Raw genomic sequence first — 25822 nt, forward strand, 5'->3', positions numbered from 1 at the left:
AGAAAGATCAAACCCTGGCCCCACTTACCCAAGTGGGGCCAAATTTAAAAACAAAGAGGGACTGCCATGGTTTACAGTATCCTGGGAATCGTCTTAGTGATTTCATTTATAACAGACGTGCGCAATCGACGCATTTTAAATAGTGTTACGTTTCCAGCGATGGGGATTGGCTTACTTTATTATACGATGACGCTCGGCTTGAAAGGGTTTCTCTTTAGCGGGGCTGGACTTCTAGTCGGTTTTGCACTTCTTCTCATTCCGTATTTGCTAGGAGGAATGGGGGCTGGTGATGTGAAGTTGCTTGCGGCAGTTGGGGCGTTAACGGGTACTTCTTTCGTTCTTCATTCCTTTTTTTATACGGCACTTATTGGTGGCATTATTGGCCTTTTTCTTATTTTTAAAAGAATGTCTTTATGGAAGTATGTAACGTCACCGACATATGCGGTGTCTACCCTAATGACGATGAAGGGATTTACGATTAACAAAGAAAGCAAGCTCACCTTTCCATATGGTGTTGCGATTACGTTTGGAACGCTCTGCGCGGCTTTTTTAGGAGGGGTGGTATGAAGTCAGAAAAAGGGCAATCGATGGTTGAATTTGCGCTTGTCCTCCCGATTCTAGTCATGCTGTTGTTCGGCATTATCGATTTTGGACGTATTTTCCACACTTACCTGGCGATTGACCATGCGAGCCGTGAAGCTGCGAGAACAGCGAGCATTGGAGAAAATGATGCCGCGATTGTTTCGACGGCAGTTGCTAGTGCATCAAGCATTCATCTGACTGCGGGTCAGGTTGCGGTCTCACCAGGTGGAACCAAATCTTCTGGAAGCGACGTGACCGTAACGATTACGTACCCAATCAGCTTCCTCACGCCTGTCGTTTCAAATTTAACTGGACCGATCACACTGTCCAGTTCAACTGTAATGAGGATGGAATGATGAAGAAATTACGCGCTTTATTAATGAACGAAAAAGGCAACGTAGCCGTGATGCTCGCGCTTAGTTTAACTGTTCTACTTGGTGTGACAGCAATGGTTGTCGATGTTGGAAGACTTTATCACGAAAAACGAATGTTACAAAATGCGATGGATGCAGCAGCGCTTTCCGGGGCTCAAGGGTTAGTAACGAGTGAGGTAAGTGCTGCTTCGATTGCAAAAGACCTTGCGAGCAAAAACGCGTTTCCCGTTTCAAGTGGCGATCTTACCATCACTAATAAGTCGATCAAAGTATCACGAGAATCGACAGTACCAATGACCTTTGCCCGTGTTTTTGGAATCCAGGAAGCGTCGGTTCAAGCAGCGGCAAAGGCTGAAATAGGATTGCTTAAATCAGCTAAGCGCGTTACACCGATTGCGATTGAGTATACGGCGATCCCAAACGAAACTGAGCTAAAGTGTGAGAATACCGGCAAGCATCATGGGAACTGCGGCTACCTTGATATCGAGAGTAACGGCGCAAGTGGGCTAGCTGACAATATTATTAATGGGACAGAAATTGAAGTAGGTACGTCTGTTCAAACAGAGCCCGGACAAAAGTGGGGACCTGTTAAGGTGGCAATCGAAACGTTAATCAATCAGGATGCAGGAAAATCAAAATGTCAGCAGGCATCAACTGCCGATTACTCGTGTGCCCGTGTCATCATTATCCCACTTATTGACTCCTGGGATGACGTAAATGGGAAATCATCCGTCAAAGTCGTTGGTTTAGCTGCTTACTGGATTAATCGGTTAGATGAACCAAAAAGGATCGTTGGAGAATTTAAAGATATCGTAACGAGTGGGGAAATTGGCAATACAGGTCCTGGGAACTTATACGGTGTCAAGCTGGTGGAGTAGGTTGATGAGAAGTGAGGGATGAAGAATGAAAACAAAGCGAATTTGGATGTGGTCCGTTATATTTGGCGCATTCGCAACGGTGATTGTGTATGTCGCGCTATTTACGAATTTAACAACGGATGCAGAAACAGAAGTTAAGAAAGTGGAGGAGCCTGAGGTAGCGGCAGAGACAACGATTCCAAAACGAGAGATACCCAACCCAATCGTTGAAGTGAGCGAAGGAAAACGAGCTATTTCGATTGATGTCGAATTAGCTCCAGGTGTTTCAGGACATATTGAACCGAACTCGTTTGTTGATGTGATTGCTTATGAAACGATGATTGATGAAGAAGAGAAAGAATTCAAGTCAGCCGTTATGATGCTACAAAAGGTGAAAGTGTTAAGTTCAGGGAAATCACCGGACACGACGGAAGAAGCGCTTCATTATGAGACGATTACGCTTGAAGTAACACCAGAGGAAGGTGTGAGCGTAAGTCTTGCGGCTAAGGATAAAGATCGGTTTTATTTGATGCTACGAAATAGTGAAGACGATGGAACGGTGAAAGAAGGATTGAAAGAAACACGTCAGGTTTACAAGGAGACGGAATGATGACGGAATTAAACTGGTATTTTTATTCAGATACGAATGCCCAAGCCGGTGAATTGGAAGATCTTCTATTAAAGAAAAATCACAAGCTTAAAAGTTTTCAGCTTCTAGAAGATCTCTTTCACCAGCTTGAGCGTACACCCCATTCGATACTTTTTCTAAAAGCCTACACGACTTACAACGTGTATGATCTTTGTCAGGAAATATCGATGAAATTCCCTTCCGTTTACCTCATTATCCTCGTTCCTGAAAATATGGAAAATACGAAGAAAGCGATGCGCGTGGGTGCGTCGAATCTGCTTACTTATTCTGCTACTACAGACGAAATCAATGATGTGATCCTCCAGGCACAAACCTATATGATGCAAAGAGCTAGCAAGGGGGATGGCGCAACGAATTTGCAAAAACAAAACAGTCGCGTGATGGCAGTGTGTGGTTCAAAAGGAGGGGTTGGAAAAACATCGGTTGCGGTCAATCTCGCCAATGCGTTTGTCAAAAGTGGGAAGAGCGTTGTGATTCTCGATGCGAATTTCCAGTTTGGTGATGTCGCGATGTATCTCGACTTAAAGCCGAATCGCACGATTTATGAGTGGGTGAAAGAAGCGGTTGAACGAGGCCGATATGGGATTGAAAGCTATGTCTCTCACCACTCGAGCGGTGTCGCCATTCTTCCACCGCCTCCACGACCGGAATTCTTTGAAATAATGACGGAAGAACACGTTGCACTTGCGGTAGCTGAACTGCGTAAACGATATGACGTGATCCTGATTGATACGCCAACGTCTCTTTCGGAAATTCATCTTAAAAGTCTTGATCTTGCTGATGATCTTCTTTTAGTGACAACAAGTGATCTTCCTGTATTAAGAAACACAAAGCTTTACGTTGATATGCTAGAATCTCTGCATTTCACTGAAAAGGTTCATGTTGTTTTAAATAAAGATTCCAAGCATCGTACGATTGAAGTAAAGCGATTGGAAGGGATTCTCCAAAACCCTGTCTTTGCTTCGATACCGGACGTTGGCAAGCAAATGACAACCTCAATCAATGAAGGACTTCCACTTGTGTTAAGAAATGGTCGTCATTCTTTTTCGAAAAGTATGCTTCAGCTCTCCCATTTGATTTTGCCACCGCCAGAAGAAGCAGAGAGAAAAACAAAACGATTTGCACTGAGTCGATGAAGGAGGAGTTCCATTGTCGCTTTTTAAACGATATGTCGAAGAAGAGGCATCGCAAGTGGAAGAACAGCGGGAAGCACCGATTGTTAAGTCAGCGGAGTACAAGCAGTTAGAAACAAAATTACAAACATTTCTATTAGAAGAACTTAAAAAGTATCAGTTTCAAAAAGAAGAGGAATTGCGGAAAATTCGGGAGTGGGGAAAACAATTTTTAGATAAGGAAGCAGAGCGGCTAACGTTTGAAGAAAAAAAGCAAATGCTTGAATCTGTTGAGTACGAACTGCTTGGATACGGTCCAATTACCCCACTTCTAGAAGATGATACGGTATCTGAGGTAATGGTAAACGGTGCAGATGCGATTTATTACGAGCAGTACGGAAAATTGAAAAGAAGCCACCTTACTTTTCAAGATGATGATCATTTAAGTCGCGTGATTGAACGCATTGTCGCCCCACTTGGAAGAAGAATCGATGAGAGTTCTCCAATGGTGGACGCGCGCCTGCCGGATGGTTCGCGTGTGAATGCGGTCATCCCTCCGCTCTCATTAAAAGGCCCCTCGCTTACGATACGGAAATTTTCAAGCATTCCTCTTCAAATGAATGACCTTGTTCACTACGGGACAGTAAGTGAAGACATGGCCGAGTTTCTAGAAATCTGTGTAAAAGCAAGATTAAATATTTTTATTAGCGGAGGGACGGGGTCGGGAAAAACGTCATCACTTAATGTTCTTTCCTCGTTTATTCCTAATGATGAACGGATTGTTACGATTGAAGATGCGGCTGAATTAAATTTATCTCAGGAGCATATTGTATCGCTAGAATCACGTCCACCTAATATCGAAGGAAAGGGTGAAATTACGATACGTGAACTCGTTCGTAACGCGCTTCGAATGCGCCCGGATCGTATTGTTGTGGGAGAGGTACGTGGAGCTGAAGCGCTAGATATGCTTCAAGCCATGAATACCGGTCATGATGGAAGCCTTAGTACAGGACACGCGAATTCACCGAGAGACATGCTTTCTCGTCTGGAAACCATGGTCCTCATGGCGGGGTTTGACTTACCACTCCGAGCGATTCGAGAGCAAATCGCGAATGCGCTTGATTTGATTGTACAGCAGGCGAGAATGAAGGATGGATCAAGGAAAATCACAAGAATTACGGAAGTCCTCGGGATGGAAGAGAATATTATCGTCCTGCAAGATTTATTTGTGTATAAAGAAACTGGGCGTGACGCTGAAGGAAAAGTAGAGGGGTATTTTGAAACAACGGGAGTACGACCACACGTGTCAGAGCTCCTTGAACAAAATGGCTACACCATTCCATCATCCTGGTTTAAAGAGGTGTGGTAAGATGAACGATCCTCTCATGATCTTCCTACTTTTTGTTTGCTTTACGGTATTCTTCTATTTCTCATCAAAAAGATTGATGCGAAAAAAACATACGAACAAACGCATTAAGGAGTTTATCCCGCATGCCCTCACCGTTTCGGAAGTAGAAGAAAAGCAGAAGAAGCAAACGTTCAAGCGAATGATCGGTTCGTTTTCTAAAGCTTTTGCTGGGATGCGGTTTAGTCTAAAAACGCAGGCTTACCTCGTTCAATCGGGAAGTTCATTAAAACCGGAGGAGTTTTTTGTGATTCGTCTCCTCAGTGCACTAACGTGTACGGGGGTGTTATATGGAATGGGCTTGCCCTGGTATGGTCTTTTACCGACGCTTCTAATCGGATTTATCATGCCGGTCATCTATATAAAAACGAAAGCTAAAAAGCGGATTAACCTTCTGTCCTATCAACTGGTGGAAGCGCTTGGCACGATGTCCAATTCGATGAGAGCTGGATTTAGCTTTGTGCAAACGATGCAGCTCATTGGCAAAGAAATGCCTGATCCGCTCGGGCCCGAATTTGATCGTGCGGTTCGCGAAATTGGGATGGGGGTTCCGATGGAAGATGTGTTTTCGAGTTTACTGGAACGGTTGCCGAATAAAGAGCTTGAAGTTGTCGTTCAGGCCATTCTGGCTCAGCGAAAGAGTGGCGGCAATCTCGCGCAGCTGATGGATACGATGGAAGATACGATCCGGGGAAGGATCCGGATCCTTGAAGAGCTTAAAACGCTAACCGCTCAAGGGAAGCTTTCTTCATGGATTATTACGGCTCTTCCAGTCGTAATGGGAATCTATCTTTATTTGGTCAGCCCAGACTATCTTGAGCCCATGCTGACGAATCCGCTAGGATTGTTCTTATTGGGCGCTAGCGTGATTTCACTTTTCATTGGTTGGTTTTTTATTCAACGAATAGTACGGATTGAGGTGTAGCAGATGATTTCCGTCTTATTTATGATTTGTGCCTTCGTCTTTTTTATCTTTCTAAGCGCCGCCGTTCTTAAAACGTTATTTCGAAAAGAACTTGCTCTTGAAACGAGGATTGAACATTATTTCGGACAGAATGAAAAGGTCGAGCGTAAAACAAAAAAAAGAGAAAGCGGGGGATCACACCCGCTGGTTCGCAAATATTGGGGGATAGGGATTGAGCAGGTGAACAAAACATTTGCAAGAAAGAATCAAAAGAGGTTGACGATTCTTCTCCATGAAGCTGGGTTTGGAAAACGATCCGCAGTTGAATTCCGTTTGATTCAACTTCTTCTCAGCATTGGTGGAGGGTTTGTTACTTTCTTGCTGATTACACCTGTTACAGATGGCAATGCATCGACAAGTTTTATTTTAGCTCTCGGGATCGCTTTCTTATTTTATCGCTATCCTTTGTTTTATTTAGCTAAGAAAAAAACACAGCGAGTGAAAGTCATCAATAAAGACATGTCGGATTTTTTTGATATGGTGAGTCTGCTTCTTGAAGCGGGTGTCGGTCTTGAAGGAGCGATCGCAAACGTATGTGCACGTAAACCTGGACCGCTTACAGATGAGTTCAATCAAGCGTTGGATGAAATGAAGCGCGGGAAAGCGAGACGAGAAGCCTTTTACAGTTTGAAAAAACGAGTTCCGTCTGATCACTTTCAAAGTGTGATGATGTCGATTATTCAAGCTGATCATCTTGGGATTGGAATGTCAAAAGTAATTAAAAATATTACGACGCGCATCCGCGAGCAAAGACGTGAGCTCGCTCGTGAACAAGCCATGAAAGCCCCTGTTAAAATGCTGATTCCGATGGTGGTCTTTATTTTTCCTCCACTATTTATCGTTATAATTGGACCGATGATGGTGAAGATCATTGTAGATGGACTAGGATAATAGCTTACTCCAAGCTTCCTTTCATGAATAGGTAAGACACTTCTTCTGTAGGAGTGTCTTTTTGAATGGAAGAATAATGCTTCGAGTTTGGTTATGGAATGGTAAAATGGTGAAAAGACGTTTTAGGAGGGTACATTTATGCAACAGATCAAACAAATCGGCGCTCGTTTTTACTACCAAACCCCGGTTTCAGAAACAGACCGACCGATTCTAGGGATGATCGTTGGGGGTGAGAAGTCGTTAATGATTGACGCAGGAAATTCAGAAAACCATGCACGTTATTTTCTAGAGGAACTTTCAGATCGGGGACTTAAAAGACCTGATATGGTGGCGCTTACCCACTGGCATTGGGATCATATATTTGGGTTATCCGCGCTCAGAGATACGGTTTCGATTTCTTCTTTTCAAACGAAAGAAGAAATGGCTAAGCTTCTTCCCTTATCATGGTCTGATGCAGATCTTGATCAGCGTGTAGAAGAAGGAACAGAAATTGAATTTTGTGCAACCGCAATTAAGAAGGAATTTGTGAAGCAACGTGATATAACGATTATGCTTCCGGATGTAACTTTTGAAGGAAAACTAGAAATTGATTTAGGTGGCGTGACGTGTGTTCTTCAACATGTTGGTGGAGACCATGCGGCTGACTCGGTTGTCGTCTACATAAAAGAAGAGAAAATTCTATTTTTAGGCGATTGCTTTTATCCTGATATTTTTTCTAGTAAAACGAATTATACAGTAAAAACGACTACCCAGTTGCTTGATGTACTAGAAGGCTTTGAGGCCGAATGGGTGATTTTATCGCATGGTGAAGCCATTTCGAGCGAAGCTTTTGCGAGAGAAGTAAAGCTTCTACGCACGGTTTCCTCCCTTACTGGACCTTCAAACGGAGATGAAGAACAGATGCAAATCGCTTACGAGAAAATCGTGGAAAGAGAGCTTAATGAAGAGGAACTTGAAGTGATTCAAGAGTTCGCAAACGGGTATAATCTCTAAAGATTTTAAAGATATATTGTAGAGAATGGAGGGAGCGCTATGGCGATCGTTCATGTTGAGAACGCCTATTATCAGCGGCAGAACCAAATGATTTTATCTGATATTTCTTTTACCATTGAACAAGGACAGCACCAGGCGATCATCGGATTAAATGGCTCAGGAAAAACGACGCTGCTTCAGTTAATTTCCGGAGGAGTTTGGCCATTGCTTCGCTATTCCCCAGTTATCGAAGTGTTTGGTCAGCGGCTTGGACAAACCGATCTAAATGAACTAAGAAGAGCAATTGGATGGGTAAGTAGCGCTTTTACAGAACGAATTTCACCCATACAAGAGGTCACAGAAGTTGTGATTAGTGGGAAATTTGCTTCCGCAGGTCTTTATGAGCATGTAACAGAAGAGGATAAAGTGCAGGCAGAGGAGCTTATGAAGGAGTGGGGGTTGCAGCATTTGCATCATAAGCCTTTTCAAATCTGCTCGCAAGGAGAAAAGCAAAAAATCCTGATTGCGCGAGCCTTAATGGCTTCCCCAAAGCTTCTCATTCTCGACGAACCATGTACGGGTCTTGATTTGTATTCACGTGAAAAGCTCTTAGCTCAAGTGGAGCGACTGGCAAAACAGGTAAATAGTCCAACCATGATCTACATTACGCATCATATTGAAGAAATTGCACCTTCCTTCACTCATGCGATGTTAATGGAAAATGGAAGGATTGCGGTGAAAGGAAAGAAAGAGGATGTCATCACCTCTGAAAATCTAAGTAAAAGCATGGATCTGCCGCTAAACGTGACGTGGAACAAAGGGCGGGCGTGGGTTCAAGTTGTGTCAAATGAGAAGGAGTCAACAGTTAGATAAAAGTTATCGATAAGGAGGTCTCATGAAACACTTTAATAAACTAATGTACGGCTGGTTTTATATTATCAGTCCTCTGATAATTGTGATCGGAAGTCTTCTGTGGAAGTACTATTTGTCTAACCTACCTTTTGGCGAAAGTGTAACGGATACCCTTTCTATTCTTGGAATCTATTATTTCTTCATGAGCCTTCTCTGGTTTTTCAACATGAATAAGGTGGAACGTGTTTCTCGGGAGATGGCACATACGCCTAACCAAAACCAGCAACATAGGGATGGAATGAAATGAAATGAAAGATTTCAACGCACTTACATATAAAGAACTCACGATCCGATATGCGGTGCTGACGATTTTGCTGTCGCTTACAATCTTTGTGGTACCGTACTATTTATCGATATGGACTTATCTTGTTTGTATGGTTATTGCCATCTCTAGCGTTGGGAGAACCCTTGTGAAATGGCTGCGTGGTGAGGTGAGAAAAACGTCTCTTAAGGGAGATGTCATACGAAGCTGTACAGTTTCTTTCATGGCTATTCTCTTATTAGTAACCCCGCTTCCTTATTCGATTGTAGTAAAACTGGGGATTATTCTCTTTCTATTGATTGTGAATATGTTTGAAATTATGAATCTAAAAAATAAGCATCTACGTTCATGAAAATCGACCTAAATCATTTGACTCATTTTTTCATCTATCGCTTGCTCTCATCACGTTTCATTTAATTGAATGGTGATAATTTTCTAATAATACATTGACATTTTGTTAAACAAAAGATATTATTTGAAACAATCATTGTTATCAAAACTTTATAGCAACATTTCTTATCAAGAGAGGTGGAGGGACTGGCCCTTTGAAGCCTCGGCAACCGATGAGTTGAATGATCAACTCATACTGTGCCAAATCCAGCAGGTACATCCTGAAAGATAAGAAGATTGGCATCGTTCTCACAAACCTTTCTTCTTATGCTTAAAGAAGAGAGGTTTTTTTATGTGTATCTTAGAAGAGAGGAGCATACTTCGTATTCATACGGTTTTAAATCCGGGTAAACAACTTGTATTACATTGAATTAACTATGCGAGGTGGATTGTATTGCATTTACAGGTTATGAATAGTCCTTTTGATCAAGAACAAACGGAACTCTTAAATCGTCTATTACCAACACTAAATGAAACGCAGAAAATTTGGCTGAGTGGGTATCTTTCTGTTCCGGGAGTGGCAGAAACAGCGGCAACTACTGAAGCTTCCTCAGCGGAAGAAGCGTTCTCAAAGAATGAACCAAAAACGCGTGAGATTACGATTCTTTATGGCTCTCATACGGGAAATGGTCAGTCGCTAGCAGAATCTTTTTTTGAGCGGCTTGATCACGAAAAGTACAACGTTACGCTCTCATCCCTCGATGATTTTAAACCAAAGTCACTTAAGAAAGTAGAAGACCTTTTGTTGATTACAAGCACGCATGGAGATGGCGATCCCCCTGATAATGCGCTAAGCTTTTACGACTTTATCCAAAGTAAGCGAGCTCCTGAATTACGGGAACTCAGATTTTCGGTTCTATCACTTGGGGATAGTTCGTATGAATTTTTCTGTCAAACAGGTAAAGACTTTGACAGACGTTTTGAAGAATTAGGGGGCACTCGACTATACCCTCGTGTCGATTGTGACCTTGATTTTGAAGAGCCTGCCGAGGAGTGGTTTGAAGGAGTGATGGGCGTACTAAGTGATGCCCACTTCACGAATGAAGCGTCACCTTCTAAAGAAGAAGCTACGGAAACGAGTAAAACCTACTCAAGAACGAATCCCTTTAAAGCAGAGATTTTGGAAAATATCAACTTAAACGGTCGTGGATCGAATAAAGAAACGCGTCATCTTGAGCTTGATCTTGAAGGATCCAATCTCGTATACGAACCAGGCGACAGTCTAGGGGTTTATCCTGAAAACGATACCGCCCTTGTGGTTGACCTGATTGAAGAAATGAGTTGGGACCGAGACAGCCAGGTGGTCATAAACAAGCAGGGAGACTTGCAGTCTCTTCAAGAAGCTTTGACGAAGACGTATGAGATTACAAGTCTAACGAAACCACTGCTTAAGAAAATTGCGGAGCTTACCGAGAGCGCAGAGCTTCTCCGCATGGTGAATGCAGAGGGAGAAGAGCTTAAGACCTACATTTACGGAAGAGATCTTATTGATCTAGTGAAAGACTATGGGCCGTGGGAAATCGCTGCAGAGGAGTTTGTGAAGGTGCTTCGGAAAATACCCGTTCGTCTTTACTCCATTGCAAGCAGTCCGAAAGCAAGTGAAGGGGAAGTTCATCTTACCATTGGTGCGCTGCGATATGACGCACACGGTCGAGCTCGTACTGGCGTTTGTTCGGGACAATGCGCGGAGCGCTCACAGGCAGGAGATAAATTGCCGGTCTTTGTTCAACGGAACGAGAATTTTAGATTGCCAAACAATCCAGATACACCTGTCATCATGATTGGCGCAGGTACGGGAGTGGCGCCGTATCGTGCTTTTTTACAAGAGAGAGAAGAAATTGGCGCAGGTGGCGATACATGGTTGTTCTTTGGTGAACAGCACTTTGTTACCGATTTTCTGTACCAGGTCGAATGGCAAAAATGGTTAAAAGAAGGTGTACTTACTCGCATGGATGTCGCTTTTTCACGCGATACAGATGAGAAAGTGTATGTTCAGCACCGCATGCGTGAGCGAAGTAAAGAACTATACGAGTGGCTTCAGAAGGGAGCACACATTTATGTATGTGGCGATGAGAAATATATGGCAAAAGATGTTCACATTGCACTCGTCAACATTCTTGAGGAGCAGGGCGGTTTGAGTGAGTCGGAAGCAGAGGCTTATTTATCGGACTTACGGAACGCGAAGCGCTATCAGCGTGATGTGTACTAAGCGTAATGGAAGGAGTTTGACATGAATAAAAAGACGGCAACGCAAGATGGAAAACCGAGTGAAATGGAGAAAATTAAAGACGAAAGCCACTATTTACGTGGGTCTCTTGTCGAAAGCTTTGCGGATCCGATTACCGCATCAATTCCGGATGCAGATACAAAGCTATTAAAGTTCCATGGTAGCTATATGCAGGACGATCGTGATATCCGCCAGGAGCGAAAGCAGCAGAAGCTTGAACCAGCTTATCAGTTTATGGTTCGCGTCCGTTTGCCAGGTGGCGTAGCGACTCCAGAGCAGTGGCTTGTGATGGATGATCTTGCGAATGAATATGGAAACGGAACGCTCAAATTAACGACGCGTCAAACATTTCAAATGCACGGCATTTTAAAATGGAATATGAAGAAGAGCATTCAGGCAATGGATTCTGTTCTGATGGATTCTCTTGCGGCCTGTGGTGACGTGAATCGGAACGTGATGTGTAACGCCAATCCGTATCAATCTGATATCCATGCAGAAGTGCACGGATGGGCACGAAAACTAAGCGACGATCTGTTACCGAGAACAAGAGCCTACCATGAAATTTGGTTAGATGAAGAAAAGGTGCTTGATCGAAAAGAAGAAGAGATTGAGCCGATGTATGGTCCTCATTACTTACCGAGAAAATTTAAGATTGGCGTTGCGGTTCCGCCATCAAACGACGTGGACATTTTCTCCCAGGATCTCGGCTTTATTGCGATTCTTGAAGATGGCAAGCTTCAAGGGTTCAATGTTGCCGTAGGCGGTGGAATGGGCATGACGCATGGGGATACAAGTACCTATCCGCAGCTGTCGCGAATCATTGGCTTTTGTTCACCTGAAAACATTGTTGATGTGGCTGAGAAGATTATTACGATTCAGCGTGATTATGGCAATCGCTCAGAGCGAAAGAACGCTCGCTTTAAATATACAATTGATCGAAGAGGACTTGACTGGGTTCGAAACGAATTGAATAGTAGACTCGGGTTTGAACTAGAAGAAGCTCGTTCTTACCATTTCGATCATAACGGCGATCGCTATGGCTGGGTGAAAGGCGATGGCAAATGGCACTTAACGCTCTTTATCCAAAATGGCCGCATTGTTGATCTAGAAGATTATCAAATTATGACCGGACTACGAGAAATAGCGAAAGTTCATACAGGTGATTTTAGGCTAACACCAAATCAGAATCTTATTATTGCAAACGTAGCAGAAGAGAAGAAAGCGGAAATCGAGGAGCTTGTCGCCGCATACGGTCTGACAGACGGGAAACAAAATTCCGCACTGCGCCGTAATTCGATGGCCTGCGTTGCCTTCCCAACATGCGGTTTGGCGATGGCAGAGGCTGAGCGGTATTTGCCTTCTCTTATTGATAAGATCGAAGAAATCGTGGATGAAGCTGGTCTAAGAGAAGAAGAGATTGTGATTCGTATGTCAGGCTGTCCGAATAGCTGTTCACGTCCAACATTAGGCGAGATTGCTTTTATTGGAAAGGCACCTGGTAAGTACAACATGTATATGGGAGCCGGATTTGTTGGCGACCGATTAAGCAAGCTTTATAAAGAAAACATTGGTGAGGAAGAAATCCTTGCTTCCCTTAAACCGATTCTTTTTAACTATGCAAAAGAAAAAGAAGAGAATGAGCATTTCGGTGATTATGTAATCCGAGCGGGATATGTTGAAGAAGTGCGATCAGGACTTGATTTTCATAGTTAATGCTTTGACAGAAAGAAACCCAAAGATCACGCGTGTGAACTTTGGGTTTCACTGTTTTTTATTAAAAACGGAGGTGCAAATATGACTTACAGCATGGTTTCCCATTTAACCTGCCCAAAGTGCAGTGAAACATATGATGTCGATACGATTCAGCAGCTTTGTGTGTGTGGATCGCCACTTCTCGTTGACTATAAGCTTGATGAAGTGAAGAAGCATGTTACAAAGGAAATGATCGCAGGACGAGAGCAGTCACTGTGGCGGTACCATGAGTTGCTTCCTGTAAAAAATGTTGAAAATAAAGTGAGTTTTGAAGAAGGTATGACGCCGATCCTGTCACTCCCTACTCTTGGTAAAGAGATAGGGATACCGCATTTGTACATAAAAGATGAAGGCCTCGTACCAACTGGTTCGTTTAAAGCAAGAGGTGCGGCAGTTGGGGTTTCAAAGGCAAAAGAGCTTGGTGTTCAGAACTTAGCGATGCCGACGAATGGTAATGCGGGTGCTGCCTGGTCGCTTTATGCGGCAAAGGCTGGATTAGAAGCTCATATTGTGATGCCAGTTGACGCTCCTGAAATTACGAGAAAAGAAGTAAGCATTTCTGGGGCTCATCTTTATCTTGTGAATGGACTAATAAGTGACGCAGGAAAAATTGTAGGTGATCTTGTGAAAGAGAAGGGATTCTATGATGCCTCTACGCTAAAAGAGCCATATCGCATTGAAGGTAAAAAGACGATGGGGTATGAAATAGCGGAACAGCTGAATTGGCAACTTCCTGATGTGATTCTTTATCCAACAGGGGGAGGCGTTGGCCTAATCGGTATTTATAAAGCGCTTCTTGAGCTTCAGGAGCTTGGTTGGATCAAAGAAGGGAAGCTTCCTAGATTAGTTGCTGTTCAATCCGATGGGTGTGCTCCGATTGTGAAAGCATTTGAGGAAGGGAAAATGGAATCTGAGTTCTGGGAGAATTCAACCACGCATGCGTTTGGGATTAATGTGCCAAAAGCCATTGGTGATTTTCTTGTTCTGGACGCGATTTATCAATCGAATGGTTATGCGCTAGCCGTTTCAGAAGAAGAGATCCGTGCATCGCAAAGGGAGGTTGCTAGTCTAGAAGGACAATTTATTTGTCCGGAAGGAGCCGCTACGTTTGCAGCAGCCAAAACACTCAAAGAACGCGGTTGGATAAAAGAAGAGGAACAGGTCGTTTGTTTGAATACGGGGCTCGGGATAAAATATCCAGATGCATTTGAAATAGATGTGAGAACGATGGAGCCTTTTGAACGTATTGAATATTAATTAAATGAGCCCCGCCCTTATAGCCTTAAGGGGGGGCTCACTTTAACCAAGGTATTGCTTGGACAATGTGAATTCATCATTCATTAATACATAAGGATGTGTTTCCATTAAGATCGTGACGAGGTAATCGGGCATTCTTTCGCTGTCATAGGCACAAATAAGGGGAAACGAAAGGTCGTTAACCGCCTCATCAACAATTTTCTCGAAATCTTCGATTAGAAAAAGGGGGTCTTCCATTGAAGCCCATTCCACATGTGCCCAAGAACGGAAGGAAAGGTCTTTTTCCACGTAAGGTGCCACGGTCTCTTTAAAATACTCGTGAATCGCAGGAGGATGATAGCTTCCACTTGAAAAGTAAAAATCAAAGCTATTCACACGGTGAACAAAGTGTAATTGATCCTCAGTTAGTTTTTGTTGTAATTCTTTTAGAATCATCGGATAAAGGCGATCATTTTCAATGAGAATCGTGTATTCTCCGTGCAATACTCCTTGTTCAATGAAATCGCAAACCTGTTCGATATAGCTCTTAACCTCTTGATAAGCATAAAGCACATGAACACATTTTTTCTCTATGAACAATTGGTTCATTTTACTTTTCAACTAATCACTCCCTAAGATTGATTTTACATCTATTTTACTATAGTTTGGATAAATGAAAAACCCGCTTCAGAAGCAGGTTTTTCATATTTAATCTATTGGGTCAACTGATTTTCCATAACGGAGAACGTCAAAGACAGCCATCCCGTCACTCGGTCTCCCATCATCATTGCGAAAAGGCATAAGAGAAAAGAAAATGAAGTAGATGGAGAAATATGTGAATTGATAGAAAAAGAGCGTAACAGGAATCGTATTTGACATGATCAAATAGTTTATAATTAAAATAACGATTAAATTAAACAAACTTCCGCTTAAATAAATGGCGATGTGTACCCAGGTTTTATTATATTTCAACTCCTCGTACTGACACCAACCTTCCATAAAGTATTTTCTTCGAATTTCCAGTGGTCCTATATGGAAAAGCGTGCGTCCTGTACCGATACAAAATTTCACTTTGCCTCCAAACAGTCTGGCAACAAGCACGTGACCAGCCTCATGGACGAGTGTGACGATTGGTAGGATAACAAAGAAATTCACTAGAAACATTGGGATATCATTTAACGTAAACATTGTCTTACCTCCAAAAGGTGATTGGAATTCTATAAGAAAGACCGTTCCCGAATGAGAGGATTCCTAACGTTTTTTCAGTAACTAACATGAAACGGTAATAAACGAAATCATCTCGATACATTCTTAAATTAATGTGGTGAAATTTACATGATGAAAAAAGGAAATTATGATGGAAGAGCGTAAAAGGGAAGAGAGATCTTACTAAGGAGGCTTCCTACATGTATGAATTAAAAACGAAAGAAACGGACAACAGTGTGATTGAATTTATTGAAAGTGTCGATCATCCGAAAAAGCGAGAAGATGGGTACCGGTTGTTAGATCTATTTACTGAAACAACGGGGTATGAAGCGAAAATGTGGGGACCAAGCATTATTGGTTTCGGTTCGTATCATTATAAATACGCGACGGGACATGAAGGTGATGCGCCACTCGTAGGATTTTCACCAAGGAAAGGAAAAATTAGCTTATATCTCGCTCAAGGTGAACCGGAACGCGAGAACGCCCTTGAACGATTGGGTAAGCATAAGACAGGTAAGGCGTGCGTTTACGTGAACAAGTTAGACGACATTGATCTTGATGTTTTAAAAGAGATGATTCGACAGTCAGTTGATTACTTGAAAGAGTTATATCCAGAGCATTCTTAAAGAACATTGAATCGTTCGTGCACATCCTAATAACCCTCTAAAGAAAGAAAGCGGTCAGGCATTGATAGCCTGACCGCTTTAAATAAATAGAGAATCATTGAACGGTCATCGTTTGAAGCGCAACCGCTTTAATGGCGCCTTCTTTCGAATCAGACACAAAGGAAAGTTTATTCTCACCAGCATAATAAACATGAAGGTATTCAGAATCCAATTCGTTAAACACCACTTCGTCAGGCTCTCCGAATTGACAAACAACTTCAGCGTAAGGAACAGCTGGGCCCTCCGAAAGCGCATTGTATCTTAGATGACTTACTTTCTCATCGGCTGTTAAGTAAGAGTAGCTGTCATCATAAAAACCTGGCGTTCCTTCATAAAGTGCTTCATCAAACGTCATGGAAGGTTTCAGTTTTTTTAAAGCTTCTTCCGACATACCAAGAAAAATTGACGCATCTTTTAAGTGGCCCTGTTCGGCAAACTGCAAAAGTTCAGAATGAAAAGGGGCCTTGTCACAAGAAGCGGTTTCGTTCGTGGCAGTAGGCTTTTCATCTGAAAGAGCATATTCCCCGTTAAAACCTACTGCTGCATCATGGTAGTTTAAGCAGGAGTCCTCAATAAATGAAATAACATCATCTGATAGAACAAATGTCCCTGAACAAGCTAGATCTTCTTGGTCTTTGAAGGTTGCTTCATTTCCATTTATGGTTGCAGTCCCTGTCATTTTCCCAACTTGATCATCGCTACTAATATGAAAGGTGAATTCAAAGGATTCCTTCGTTACGTTTGATAAGGTAAGCTCGCCCTGGTCAAAGGTAGGGTTAATATAAAGTGCTTCTTGCCAGTTCGCTTCTTCTGTCGTTTTTTCTTCAGTTGGTGAAGAGGAGTTCCCAACTTGGATTTTTGTATAAACACCTGTAAACGAAACCGGGTTTTCATTTAAGTTCTCACAGGCTTCGCTCGTATCGATTGTTAATCGATCTTCTTTCCAGCCGAAAGAAACTTTGCATTCTGCGTTTTCAGTGTGTGTAAAAGAGGCCATTTCTCCGTTAACCTGAGCGATCCCTGACAATTCACCAACGTTTTGACCATCGTAGGCTTGGAGCATAAACGTGAAGGAATCCACATTTGGATCGGTTATATCAAGTCCACCAAGAATTTCGCCATCTTTTTCCCATTTGTAGGTGCCTTCTTGAAAAAGAACTTCTGTTGCAGTCTCCGTCGAAGACTTGTCCACCGCTTCTTTTTCTGCTTCTACTTTTTCTGAGGAGTCTGAGGTGGTAAGGAAATTACAAGCCGACACAGTAAGTAACAAAACGAATAAAAACACCATACGGAGCGGTTTCATACGATTCCTCCCTATTAAAGTAAGTTGATGTCATTATTATACATAAGCTTCTCTGAAAGAAAGGGATATTGGTGTCGAGACATAAAAAAATCTCTTGTCTACTTTAAGCGAATACTTGTGTAAACTAGTTGGCCATTTCCGGGGAAATGAGTGGAAGAAGTCGAACCGTTTCTTAACTGTGAGTAGAAGGGAAGGATTGTGGTGAAAACTGGTCAAAAGCTTTTATTTGGAAATTCACTGTTGCCAATCTAGTAAAGCGGCGATTATGATAAATGACATAACGTTCGACATGACATTCATATGGTGGGATGAAATGAAACCCTTTACAAAAATGAAACGAATGCTTTGGCATCCAATCCGCAGAAGTATATTAAAAAAATCTGTGCTCATTTTTATTTTACTTCTTGTTCTTCCAACGCTTCTTATTTATCAAGTGATTATTAATTATGCAGAAGCCATGATTGAAGAAGATATCATTAGTGAAAATGTAGCCAATACGGAAAGCATTGTGAAAAGAGTGAACAATGAAATTTCGAGTGTGGTACTGCAGCTTCATTTAATTGCAGGCAATCGAGAAGAACGTAACGTGGACGTGGAGCGCATGTATAATCGATCAAGACAGGCGATTGCTCAGAGCTCGATCATTCGATCGGTTTATTATTTAAACAATGAAAGCAAGGTGATGTTTGAATCGCCTTTTGCACCTGAGCTTGAGGGAACATCTTATCTTTATCCGAAATTAAATGAAATGCAGTGGACGCATAACTATGCCGTGTCGAATATGATTCGAAATTATAATGGGGAAGAAGTTGTTTCAGTTGGTATTCCGGTATTTAATGAAAGAAACTCTTTCCAGGGTGCACTAATTGCTGAATTTAGTCAGGATTATTTATCTGAGATGATTGGAAGTGTTAGTACAGGCGAAGGGCACTTTGGTATGCTGATTGATCCAGATGGGCTTGTGATTGCATCCACAAATGCCGCAGCGGTAGGAGAGCTTATTTCAAATGATCTTCCATCGAGTCAAATTTTCAAAGAGGTGTCAGGGGTTTCGCGTTCTGTATATGAAGGAGATCAAAGCATTATTGCCTATCAAACCCTTCGAGATGGATGGGGGCTTGTCTATGGGGTGTCAGAAGAAATTGCTTTTGCTCCGGTTAGAAAACTTTCTTATGTTCTCACGCTATCTTTCATTGGTATTTTGATTCTTTCGTTCTTGTTCATCGTAGCTGGCATTCGGGACATCGTGTATCCGATTATCCGTTTAACAAATTATGCGAAAGCTTATCGAAGAAAAACGTTTTATCAGGAAGAATCGAGCTCAGAAAACTTACGAAAAGACGAAGTAGGGGAATTAACGAGAACGATCATTTCGGTAGGTAATAGTAATTATGAGAAGCAGCACCAACTAGAAGAGAGTGAACGCTACCTAAATGACATGATTGAAGGTATCCCCTATGGCATGATTACGATTAATGAGGATGCCGTTGTCACACATGTGAACAGACGGTTTGAAGATTTGGTAGGGTTTAGTCGGATTGAACTTGTGGGCCGCCCTCTTTCGCAGCTTCCAATTAAACATACAGATGAAGATTTTATGTTATTAAAAGCATTGATCTCAGAAGAACCAAGTATCGAGTGTGAGAGTTACATTATTGATGCTAAAGGTCAACGTCATATTGTCAATATTGGCACCTCTCGCTTCTATAATGGAAAAAATGAAATTATCGGAAGTATCGCTGTATTGCAAGACATTTCACAAATGAAAATGCTAGAGTCACGCTTGAAGCAAAACGACAAACTTGCTTTAATTGGTCAAATTACAACCGGAATTGCGCATGAAATAAAAAATCCACTTGCCATCTTAACAGGATCTTCTGAGATGTTACGAGAAGAAGTGGAAGAAGCCAATAGCTCTGAAGACATGAAAGAATTAGCGCGTGATATTGATCAAGTAGTAAGAAGAATGAAAACGATTGTTGGTAATTTCTTGAATTTTGCGAAAGTGAATAAAGCTGATGCTCGACATCTTCAGTTAAAGACCGTTATTGACGAAGTGATTCATCTCGTTCGATTTAAAATGAAGGAGCAAAACGTAACAGTCGTTAAGCACTATGACACAAATGGTGAGTATATCGGATTTTATGATGAATTAATTCAGGCTTTTCTAAACATTATTCTAAATGCAGCGGATGCGATGAAAGAGGAAGGAACGTTAACGGTTACCTTAAGGGAAGACGAAAATCAACTTCATGTGGCATTTCAAGATACAGGAACAGGTATTATGGCAAGTAATCTCGAGTGGCTTTTTGATCCGTATTTTTCAACTAAAGAAGATGGGAACGGTCTTGGTTTAACAATTGCAAGAGATATTATTCGTGAAAATAACGGCGAGCTTACAGTTGAAAGCGTTGAAGGGGTAGGGACAACTATTCATTGTTGGTTTCATCGATAGAAAAGGAGCTGGCATTATGGAACAAACGGTTTTAATCGTTGATGATGAAATCCAGTTAGCAAAATTAATTGGACGTAAATTAAAAAAGGCGGGCTTAGATCCGATTATGGCTCATTTAGGAAGTAGTGCACTCGATTTATTTAGGCGATCGGAAATGAACATCGTGATTCTTGATTATATGCTCCCAGATATGACTGGACTCCAAGTATTGAAGGAAATAAAGCAGATAAACCCTGATGTACCAGTTATCATGATGACGGCATACGGAAATGTCGAAAGCGCCGTTCAAGCGATGAAGCTCGGTGCTGTCGACTATTTGAATAAACCGATGGAGCTTGAAGAAGTAAAAGCTCTCGTATTAAAACAACTGAATACAAGGGAAGATCAGGAGCAGCCGGAAGACACCTTTCATTTTGAAAGTCCAAGTATGAAACGAGTTATGTCACTGCTACAGCAAGTGAAAGAGACGGATGCAAGTATCCTTATTCTTGGGGAGAGTGGCGTTGGGAAAACGGCGCTCGCCCATTGGATTCATGAGAACAGCCACCGAAGCAAAGGACCGATGCTGTCCATCAACTGTGCTGCTATTCCAGAGCATCTTCTTGAGAGTGAGCTGTTTGGCTATCAAAAAGGCGCTTTTACAGGTGCTGTCTCATCAAAGCTAGGGAAATTTGCGGCTGCGGACGGCGGCACCATTTTCCTTGATGAGATTGGCGAGATATCTCCTGCGATGCAGGCGAAGCTCCTTCATGTGATCGAAGACAAAAAGGTCATGCAGCTAGGTAGCAATGACTATCGCACGGTGGACGTTCGAATCATAACGGCTACTAATCAAAATCTCAAACTAGCTGTTGCTTCTGGCACGTTTCGAGAGGATCTTTACTACCGATTAAATTTAATTGAAATTGAGATTCCTCCCTTGCGTGAACGGGTGGAAGATATCCCGCTGTTGATTAAGGATCAGATGAGAAAATTAAATGCCAAATACGTGAAGACGATCACCATCTCGGAAGAAAGCGTTGCGCTTCTTCTTCGTCATTCCTGGCCGGGCAATATTCGGGAACTCTTAAATATCCTAGAGCGTATTCATATTATGAAGCGGAGTGGCATGATCATGCCAGAAGATCTAGCTCATGCTTCAATGATGTCTCTTCCAAAAAGTGAACGAGCTGACGTGCAGGACTTTAGCGGAAATCTTTCGGAAGTATTAGAAGATATTGAGGAGAAAATGATTCGACAGGCGCTTTCCGACACGAATGGAAATCAAACGAAAGCAGCTGAGAGGCTCGGAATCGCGAGGCATACGTTAATTTACAAAATGAAAAAGATAGGCATTAGTATATGAGGAAGTTGATTTGTTTCATCGGCTGCCTCTTGCTTCTCGTGGCTTGTCAGAGTGAGGAGAATAAGACGAAAAACGTGGTCCTGTCTTCGGAAGGTCCTACCATTACACTTGGATCAAAAGCATTTACCGAACAATATTTGTTAATGAAAATGACGGCGCTTCTATTAATGGAAAAAGGATACGAGGTAGAAGAAGTTCGCTTTCTTGATAGCCCGTCGATCCGAGAGGCTTTTGTTCATAACATCGTTGATCTTTATTGGGAGTATACGAATACAGCTAAAATTATTTATCATAAGGACGGGCCAGGATATGATGCGATGGAAGCTTATCAATTTGTAAAAAAAGAGGACGAAAAGAAAGGGATCATTTGGCTCGATAAAAGTAAGTTTAATAGCTCCTGGGGCTTAATTATGAAAAAGTCATTCGCAAGTGAAAAGGGTATTACCTCTGTTAGTGATCTGGTGTCTTATATGAATAATGATGAAAATCCCTCTTTAAAAATGGCCACAAATGAAGAATATTTAATGCGAGAAGATGGCCTTGATCATTTAGAAGATGTCTACAATTTTAAAGTGAATCAAAATCAGCTTCTTGCGGTAGATTCAGAATTACTTAGCCTGGCAGTAAAGGAAGAGAGGGTTCAAGTGGCTGTTGGTATGGTCACAGATAGCCGTATTGAAGACTATGATCTCGTGATTTTACAAGATAATCGCATGGCTTTCCCACCTTATGATGCTGCTCCGGTTGTACAGAAAACGATTTTGGAGCAAGATTCAGAAATACGAGAACCCCTCGAAGCACTAGCGAGAACGATTACAAATGAAGAAATGGTTCATTTGAATTACCGCGTAGATGTTTTGCATCAGGATGTAGGAAAGGTGGCAAAGGACTTTCTACAACAATCAGGTTTATTACCTGATGAATAAAAGTGGTTGTGATAAGATTTAACTAGAATGCTAGAAAGGTAGTTGAGTTGTTCTGGATTTTATTTCAAATAATGTCGTGTTGCTTGGAGTCGCCTGTATCATCATTGCGCTCTTATTAGCAAAATTCACCAAGAAAAAGTGAGGTGCTGTTCATGAGAGCAGCATCTTTTTCTGTGCAAAATTTCGACACTGTAGAAAAATTCTACAGAGAAGTGTAGAGAAATTCTACAATTTGGATAGTGAATGGAGCAGAATCGCCACAAACATAGGTAATAAAAAGTTGGCACATTACTTGCAATATAGGTATGTGAAAAGGCAGTTTAAAAAAGCCCAACTTCATATCGGTTTAATTACCTGATGGCTGCTTTTAATGGATTATTTAATTTGTAAATTCTTATTGTAGAGTAGCTAGGTTTTCTATTATGTAAATCAAAATGGAAGCGCTTTAAAAAGAAGTGCCCAGAAAGAAGAGGGTGAAAATGATTAGGCGCGAAAATGACTCTTTCGGTTCGGTAGATGTACCTGAAGAGGCACTCTATGGCATTCAAACCGTTAGGTGCATGGAGAACCTTAGTTTTTCAGGAAAAAAACTTTCTGATTATCCCGCTTATATTCAAGCATTAAGTATGGTGAAAAAGGCGGCTGCGCTCACAAATGGCCGGGTGGGTGAAATTCCTATTCCTATTCAAGAAGCGATCGTAACAGCCTGTAATGAATTGATTCGAGGAGCACACCTGCAACACTTTCCAATTGATCCCTACCATGGAGGTGGTGGGATCGGGACGAATATGAATGTGAATGAGGTAATAGCCAATTTAGCAAACACCTATTTTGGACATGAGAGAGGGACATACGAACCCGTTAGCCCAAATCATGTCAATGCTTCTCAATCCACATCAGATGTATGTCACACGGCAATTCGTCTTACGATCGCCCATCAGCTTGAGGCATTCGTACAACTACTGAGAACCTTACAGGACACAATGAAAGAAAAAGCGGAGCAGTGGTTACACGTTTCAACCATTTCGCGCACCTGTTTACAGGATGGAATGAGGATCCAACTCGGAGAATCTTTATCTGGTGTTGTCGCCATGCTCGATCGACGAATCAATTCGCTAAACTATTCAATCAAGCAAATGCACCTCATTAATTTAGGAGGCACAGTCATTGGCTCTGGGGTCGGGGCTTCAATCAACTATCGAGAAAACATTCTCGTTCAGTTGAAAAAAGTGACGGGGAGGCCTGTGATACATCGTGCCAATTTATATGATGCTGCGCAACATGTGGATGATCTTGGCGATGTTTCAAATGAGCTAAAACAGCTCGCGAATGGATTCATTAAAGTTGCTAAGGATTTAAGACTACGATCATCTGGACCAGAAGCGGGATTTGGAGAACTCATTCTACCTGCTGTTCAGGCAGGATCCTCTTTTTTTCCTGGAAAAGTCAATCCCATATTGCCAGAAACGTTACTGCATTGTTGTTTCAAAGTACTTGGCCATGATCGTACTGTACAGGCGGTATTAGAACATGGAGAGCTCGATTTGAACGTATTTGAAGGGGCGGCAGGAATGGCAATTCTAGATGCTATCTCCTTAATGGAAAAGGTGTTGCCGGTTTTTCAAGAGAGCTGTTTGAAGGGAATAACCGCTAATGAAAAACACTGCAAGGCGCTTTCTGAAACAACCGTACCCCTTGTGGTCGATCTAAAAGAGCAATATGGCTATCAGATTGTCTCCGAGGCGTTAAAAACGAATGGAAAAGAAGGCTTACGACAACTTAAAACAAATGGGGGAGATTTTCGATGAAACATGTACAAACAAAATTTGAAGGCATTAAACAACCAAAACTTGACTGGGCGAAAGAATGGCTTCGAGAACCGAAAAAGCTTTACATCAATGGTCAGTGGGTGAAAAGCAGTAGCGGAGAAACGATTGATTCGATTAATCCAGCGACAGGTGATAGCACGGGTTCGATCTTTAGTGCGAAAAAAGAAGACGTAGACTTAGCGGTCTCGGCCGCAAGGGAAGCATTTGATCATGGACCGTGGAAAGGTACGACGCGAAAAGAACGAGCTAGAATTCTTCGCGACATTAGTCAATTGATTCTGGATCATCAAGATGAACTGGCGACACTGGAATCCCTTGATAATGGGAAGCTTTACACAGAAGCCTATAACGATGATGTGCAAGAAGCCTCTGATCTTTTTCAATATTACGCAGGATGGACAGATAAATACTATGGTGAAAACAATCCGGTTGAAGGAAATTTCTTAAGCTACACAACGCGTGATCCAATCGGGGTCTGTGGTCAGATCGTTCCGTTTAATTTTCCGATTGGAATGGCGGTATGGAAGCTTTCACCTGCTCTTGCAATGGGGAACACGGTCGTGTTAAAGCCATCTAGTACAACGTCTTACTCGGCGATTCGTCTCGTTGAAATTATTCATGAAGCGAAGCTTTTGCCGCCAGGCGTTTTGAATTTAATTCTGGGGAAAGGTTCCATTGGTTCTTACATTAGTACCCATATGGACGTAGATAAAATCTCGTTTACAGGAAGCACTGAGGTTGGCAAGAAACTTGTCCATGATTCTGCTGATTCAAACCTAAAGCCGGTGACGTTAGAGCTTGGTGGCAAATCCCCGAATATTATTTTTGCTGATGCACCGAACCTTGAAGGAGCAATTGAACGTTCATTCTATGGTTTGTTTACGCACAAAGGGGAGAAGTGTTCCGCACCAACGCGACTCTTTGCTGAGCGCCCTGTTTATGATGAAGTTGTTGAAAAGATTGGTGAATTTGCAAACGCATACAAGTGCGGTGATCCTTTTGATCCAGAAAGCGATCAGGGTCCACAGGTTTCAGAAGCGCATATGAACAGTATTCTTCATTACATTAAAAGAGGAAAGCAAGAGGGAGCCCGTCTTGTCGCTGGAGGAGAACGTGATGTTGAAGGTGAGAAAGCAAATGGCTTTTATATTAAACCAACCATCTTCGCTGACGTCGCAAACAGCATGACGATTGCACAGGAAGAAATCTTTGGACCAGTTCTCTGTATCCTTCCATTTGATTCTGAAGAAGAAGTGGTGCGGATGGCGAATGATACGATCTATGGTCTTGCTGCTGGTCTTTGGACAAAGGATGTTTCTCGCGCTCATCGCGTTGCGAACAAACTTGAAGCTGGTATGGTGTTTGTGAATAAATACGGTTGTTATGATTTCGCCAGTCCATTCGGAGGCTGGAAACAAAGCGGCTGGGGCAAAGAGTATGCTGTGCACTCGCTTCAATCTTATACAAAAACAAAAGCAATCTGGGTTGCTTACTAAAAGGACGGAGGA

24 protein-coding genes and 1 riboswitch are annotated in these 25822 nt (G+C 42.2%); of the genes, 21 read left to right on the top strand and 3 right to left on the bottom strand.

Going from position 1 to position 25822, the window contains the following annotated elements:
- The first annotated feature begins 66 nt into the window (after positions 1–66).
- The 15 genes from PQ578_RS11105 to PQ578_RS11175 all read left to right on the top strand — a co-directional run bounded on the left by PQ578_RS11105 (position 67) and on the right by PQ578_RS11175 (position 14606).
- Complete coding sequence (locus PQ578_RS11105; protein ID WP_273834372.1) at positions 67–567, top strand: A24 family peptidase; 501 nt, start codon at positions 67–69, stop codon at positions 565–567.
- Complete coding sequence (locus PQ578_RS11110; protein ID WP_273834373.1) at positions 564–938, top strand: TadE/TadG family type IV pilus assembly protein; 375 nt, start codon at positions 564–566, stop codon at positions 936–938. The genes PQ578_RS11105 and PQ578_RS11110 overlap by 4 nt, the downstream gene beginning before the upstream one ends.
- On the top strand, positions 938–1834 hold the full coding sequence (locus PQ578_RS11115; RefSeq protein ID WP_273834374.1) for a pilus assembly protein TadG-related protein: 897 nt from the start codon (positions 938–940) through the stop codon (positions 1832–1834). The genes PQ578_RS11110 and PQ578_RS11115 overlap by 1 nt, the downstream gene beginning before the upstream one ends.
- 25 nt (positions 1835–1859) lie before the next feature.
- Entirely contained in the window at positions 1860–2423 is a 564-nt protein-coding gene (locus tag PQ578_RS11120; protein ID WP_273834375.1) for an RcpC/CpaB family pilus assembly protein, read from the top strand.
- Complete coding sequence (locus PQ578_RS11125) at positions 2423–3598, top strand: CpaE/TadZ family protein (protein WP_273834376.1); 1176 nt, start codon at positions 2423–2425, stop codon at positions 3596–3598. Before PQ578_RS11120 ends, PQ578_RS11125 begins: the two co-directional genes overlap by 1 nt.
- 13 nt (positions 3599–3611) lie before the next feature.
- Positions 3612–4943 carry a TadA family conjugal transfer-associated ATPase gene (locus tag PQ578_RS11130; RefSeq protein WP_273834378.1) on the top strand — a complete coding sequence of 444 codons (1332 nt, stop codon included), beginning with the start codon at positions 3612–3614 and terminating at the stop codon, positions 4941–4943.
- 1 nt (position 4944) lies between these two features.
- Positions 4945–5904 (top strand): type II secretion system F family protein, encoded by a 960-nt coding sequence (locus PQ578_RS11135; protein WP_273834379.1) that lies wholly within the window; start codon positions 4945–4947, stop codon positions 5902–5904.
- A gap of 3 nt (positions 5905–5907) precedes the next feature.
- Complete coding sequence (locus PQ578_RS11140; protein WP_273834380.1) at positions 5908–6834, top strand: type II secretion system F family protein; 927 nt, start codon at positions 5908–5910, stop codon at positions 6832–6834.
- A gap of 138 nt (positions 6835–6972) precedes the next feature.
- The gene (locus PQ578_RS11145; protein ID WP_273834381.1) at positions 6973–7827 is read left to right on the top strand and encodes an MBL fold metallo-hydrolase; all 855 of its coding nucleotides are present in this window, start codon (positions 6973–6975) and stop codon (positions 7825–7827) included.
- A 39-nt stretch (positions 7828–7866) separates the two neighbouring features.
- Complete coding sequence (locus PQ578_RS11150; protein ID WP_273834382.1) at positions 7867–8679, top strand: ABC transporter ATP-binding protein; 813 nt, start codon at positions 7867–7869, stop codon at positions 8677–8679.
- 22 nt (positions 8680–8701) lie between these two features.
- Positions 8702–8965, top strand: a complete 264-nt coding sequence (locus PQ578_RS11155; RefSeq protein WP_273834383.1) for a hypothetical protein — start codon at positions 8702–8704, stop codon at positions 8963–8965.
- A gap of 1 nt (position 8966) precedes the next feature.
- The gene (locus tag PQ578_RS11160; protein ID WP_273834384.1) at positions 8967–9332 is read left to right on the top strand and encodes a hypothetical protein; all 366 of its coding nucleotides are present in this window, start codon (positions 8967–8969) and stop codon (positions 9330–9332) included.
- Positions 9333–9493: 161 nt separating this feature from the next.
- Positions 9494–9605, top strand: a riboswitch (SAM riboswitch).
- Positions 9606–9764: 159 nt separating this feature from the next.
- Complete coding sequence (locus PQ578_RS11165; RefSeq protein ID WP_273834385.1) at positions 9765–11579, top strand: assimilatory sulfite reductase (NADPH) flavoprotein subunit; 1815 nt, start codon at positions 9765–9767, stop codon at positions 11577–11579.
- A gap of 21 nt (positions 11580–11600) precedes the next feature.
- On the top strand, positions 11601–13310 hold the full coding sequence (gene cysI / locus PQ578_RS11170; protein ID WP_273834386.1) for an assimilatory sulfite reductase (NADPH) hemoprotein subunit: 1710 nt from the start codon (positions 11601–11603) through the stop codon (positions 13308–13310).
- A gap of 81 nt (positions 13311–13391) precedes the next feature.
- The gene (locus tag PQ578_RS11175; protein WP_273834387.1) at positions 13392–14606 is read left to right on the top strand and encodes a threonine synthase; all 1215 of its coding nucleotides are present in this window, start codon (positions 13392–13394) and stop codon (positions 14604–14606) included.
- A 42-nt stretch (positions 14607–14648) separates the two neighbouring features.
- Here PQ578_RS11175 and PQ578_RS11180 read toward each other — a convergent pair whose 3' ends face one another.
- Together PQ578_RS11180 and PQ578_RS11185 are read right to left on the bottom strand one after the other, a co-directional pair.
- Positions 14649–15206, bottom strand: a complete 558-nt coding sequence (locus PQ578_RS11180) for an MEDS domain-containing protein (RefSeq protein WP_273834388.1) — start codon at positions 15204–15206, stop codon at positions 14649–14651.
- A gap of 87 nt (positions 15207–15293) precedes the next feature.
- A complete protein-coding gene (locus PQ578_RS11185; RefSeq protein ID WP_273834389.1) occupies positions 15294–15773 on the bottom strand; it encodes a site-2 protease family protein in 480 nt (159 codons plus the stop codon).
- Between the two features lie 218 nt (positions 15774–15991).
- Here PQ578_RS11185 and PQ578_RS11190 point away from each other — a divergent pair, with 218 nt between their 5' ends.
- Positions 15992–16417, top strand: coding sequence for a DUF1801 domain-containing protein (locus PQ578_RS11190; protein WP_273834390.1), 426 nt, complete (start codon positions 15992–15994; stop codon positions 16415–16417).
- 94 nt (positions 16418–16511) lie between these two features.
- Here the strand turns inward: PQ578_RS11190 and PQ578_RS11195 are convergent, their stop codons facing one another.
- The gene (locus PQ578_RS11195; protein WP_273834391.1) at positions 16512–17759 is read right to left on the bottom strand and encodes a hypothetical protein; all 1248 of its coding nucleotides are present in this window, start codon (positions 17757–17759) and stop codon (positions 16512–16514) included.
- A 313-nt stretch (positions 17760–18072) separates the two neighbouring features.
- Between PQ578_RS11195 and PQ578_RS11200 the strand changes: the two genes are divergently transcribed.
- The 5 genes from PQ578_RS11200 (at position 18073) to PQ578_RS11220 (ending at position 25810) form a co-directional block, all read left to right on the top strand.
- Positions 18073–20214 (top strand): sensor histidine kinase, encoded by a 2142-nt coding sequence (locus PQ578_RS11200; RefSeq protein ID WP_273834392.1) that lies wholly within the window; start codon positions 18073–18075, stop codon positions 20212–20214.
- Between the two features lie 16 nt (positions 20215–20230).
- On the top strand, positions 20231–21559 hold the full coding sequence (locus PQ578_RS11205) for a sigma-54-dependent transcriptional regulator (protein ID WP_273834393.1): 1329 nt from the start codon (positions 20231–20233) through the stop codon (positions 21557–21559).
- Positions 21556–22485 carry an ABC transporter substrate-binding protein gene (locus PQ578_RS11210; protein WP_273834394.1) on the top strand — a complete coding sequence of 310 codons (930 nt, stop codon included), beginning with the start codon at positions 21556–21558 and terminating at the stop codon, positions 22483–22485. The genes PQ578_RS11205 and PQ578_RS11210 overlap by 4 nt, the downstream gene beginning before the upstream one ends.
- A gap of 479 nt (positions 22486–22964) precedes the next feature.
- Positions 22965–24293 (top strand): lyase family protein, encoded by a 1329-nt coding sequence (locus PQ578_RS11215; protein WP_273834395.1) that lies wholly within the window; start codon positions 22965–22967, stop codon positions 24291–24293.
- Positions 24290–25810 (top strand): aldehyde dehydrogenase family protein, encoded by a 1521-nt coding sequence (locus tag PQ578_RS11220; protein ID WP_273834396.1) that lies wholly within the window; start codon positions 24290–24292, stop codon positions 25808–25810. The genes PQ578_RS11215 and PQ578_RS11220 overlap by 4 nt, the downstream gene beginning before the upstream one ends.
- Positions 25811–25822: the final 12 nt, after the last annotated feature.

Source organism: Guptibacillus sedimenti (genome assembly GCF_028610665.1).
GTDB lineage: Bacteria > Bacillota > Bacilli > Bacillales > Guptibacillaceae > Guptibacillus > Guptibacillus sedimenti.

Excerpts from the sequence above, each read along its gene's own strand:
- PQ578_RS11105 (WP_273834372.1), top strand. The coding sequence starts at position 67 with ATGGTTTACAGTATCCTGGGAATCGTCTTAGTGATTTCATTTATAACA.
- PQ578_RS11110 (WP_273834373.1), top strand. The coding sequence starts at position 564 with ATGAAGTCAGAAAAAGGGCAATCGATGGTTGAATTTGCGCTTGTCCTC.
- PQ578_RS11115 (WP_273834374.1), top strand. The coding sequence starts at position 938 with ATGAAGAAATTACGCGCTTTATTAATGAACGAAAAAGGCAACGTAGCC.
- PQ578_RS11120 (WP_273834375.1), top strand. The coding sequence starts at position 1,860 with ATGAAAACAAAGCGAATTTGGATGTGGTCCGTTATATTTGGCGCATTC.
- PQ578_RS11125 (WP_273834376.1), top strand. The coding sequence starts at position 2,423 with ATGACGGAATTAAACTGGTATTTTTATTCAGATACGAATGCCCAAGCC.
- PQ578_RS11135 (WP_273834379.1), top strand. The coding sequence starts at position 4,945 with ATGAACGATCCTCTCATGATCTTCCTACTTTTTGTTTGCTTTACGGTA.
- PQ578_RS11140 (WP_273834380.1), top strand. The coding sequence starts at position 5,908 with ATGATTTCCGTCTTATTTATGATTTGTGCCTTCGTCTTTTTTATCTTT.
- PQ578_RS11145 (WP_273834381.1), top strand. The coding sequence starts at position 6,973 with ATGCAACAGATCAAACAAATCGGCGCTCGTTTTTACTACCAAACCCCG.
- PQ578_RS11150 (WP_273834382.1), top strand. The coding sequence starts at position 7,867 with ATGGCGATCGTTCATGTTGAGAACGCCTATTATCAGCGGCAGAACCAA.
- PQ578_RS11155 (WP_273834383.1), top strand. The coding sequence starts at position 8,702 with ATGAAACACTTTAATAAACTAATGTACGGCTGGTTTTATATTATCAGT.
- PQ578_RS11160 (WP_273834384.1), top strand. The coding sequence starts at position 8,967 with ATGAAAGATTTCAACGCACTTACATATAAAGAACTCACGATCCGATAT.
- cysI (WP_273834386.1), top strand. The coding sequence starts at position 11,601 with ATGAATAAAAAGACGGCAACGCAAGATGGAAAACCGAGTGAAATGGAG.
- PQ578_RS11175 (WP_273834387.1), top strand. The coding sequence starts at position 13,392 with ATGACTTACAGCATGGTTTCCCATTTAACCTGCCCAAAGTGCAGTGAA.
- PQ578_RS11185 (WP_273834389.1), bottom strand. The coding sequence starts at position 15,773 with ATGTTTACGTTAAATGATATCCCAATGTTTCTAGTGAATTTCTTTGTT.
- PQ578_RS11190 (WP_273834390.1), top strand. The coding sequence starts at position 15,992 with ATGTATGAATTAAAAACGAAAGAAACGGACAACAGTGTGATTGAATTT.
- PQ578_RS11195 (WP_273834391.1), bottom strand. The coding sequence starts at position 17,759 with ATGAAACCGCTCCGTATGGTGTTTTTATTCGTTTTGTTACTTACTGTG.
- PQ578_RS11200 (WP_273834392.1), top strand. The coding sequence starts at position 18,073 with ATGAAACCCTTTACAAAAATGAAACGAATGCTTTGGCATCCAATCCGC.
- PQ578_RS11205 (WP_273834393.1), top strand. The coding sequence starts at position 20,231 with ATGGAACAAACGGTTTTAATCGTTGATGATGAAATCCAGTTAGCAAAA.
- PQ578_RS11210 (WP_273834394.1), top strand. The coding sequence starts at position 21,556 with ATGAGGAAGTTGATTTGTTTCATCGGCTGCCTCTTGCTTCTCGTGGCT.
- PQ578_RS11215 (WP_273834395.1), top strand. The coding sequence starts at position 22,965 with ATGATTAGGCGCGAAAATGACTCTTTCGGTTCGGTAGATGTACCTGAA.
- PQ578_RS11220 (WP_273834396.1), top strand. The coding sequence starts at position 24,290 with ATGAAACATGTACAAACAAAATTTGAAGGCATTAAACAACCAAAACTT.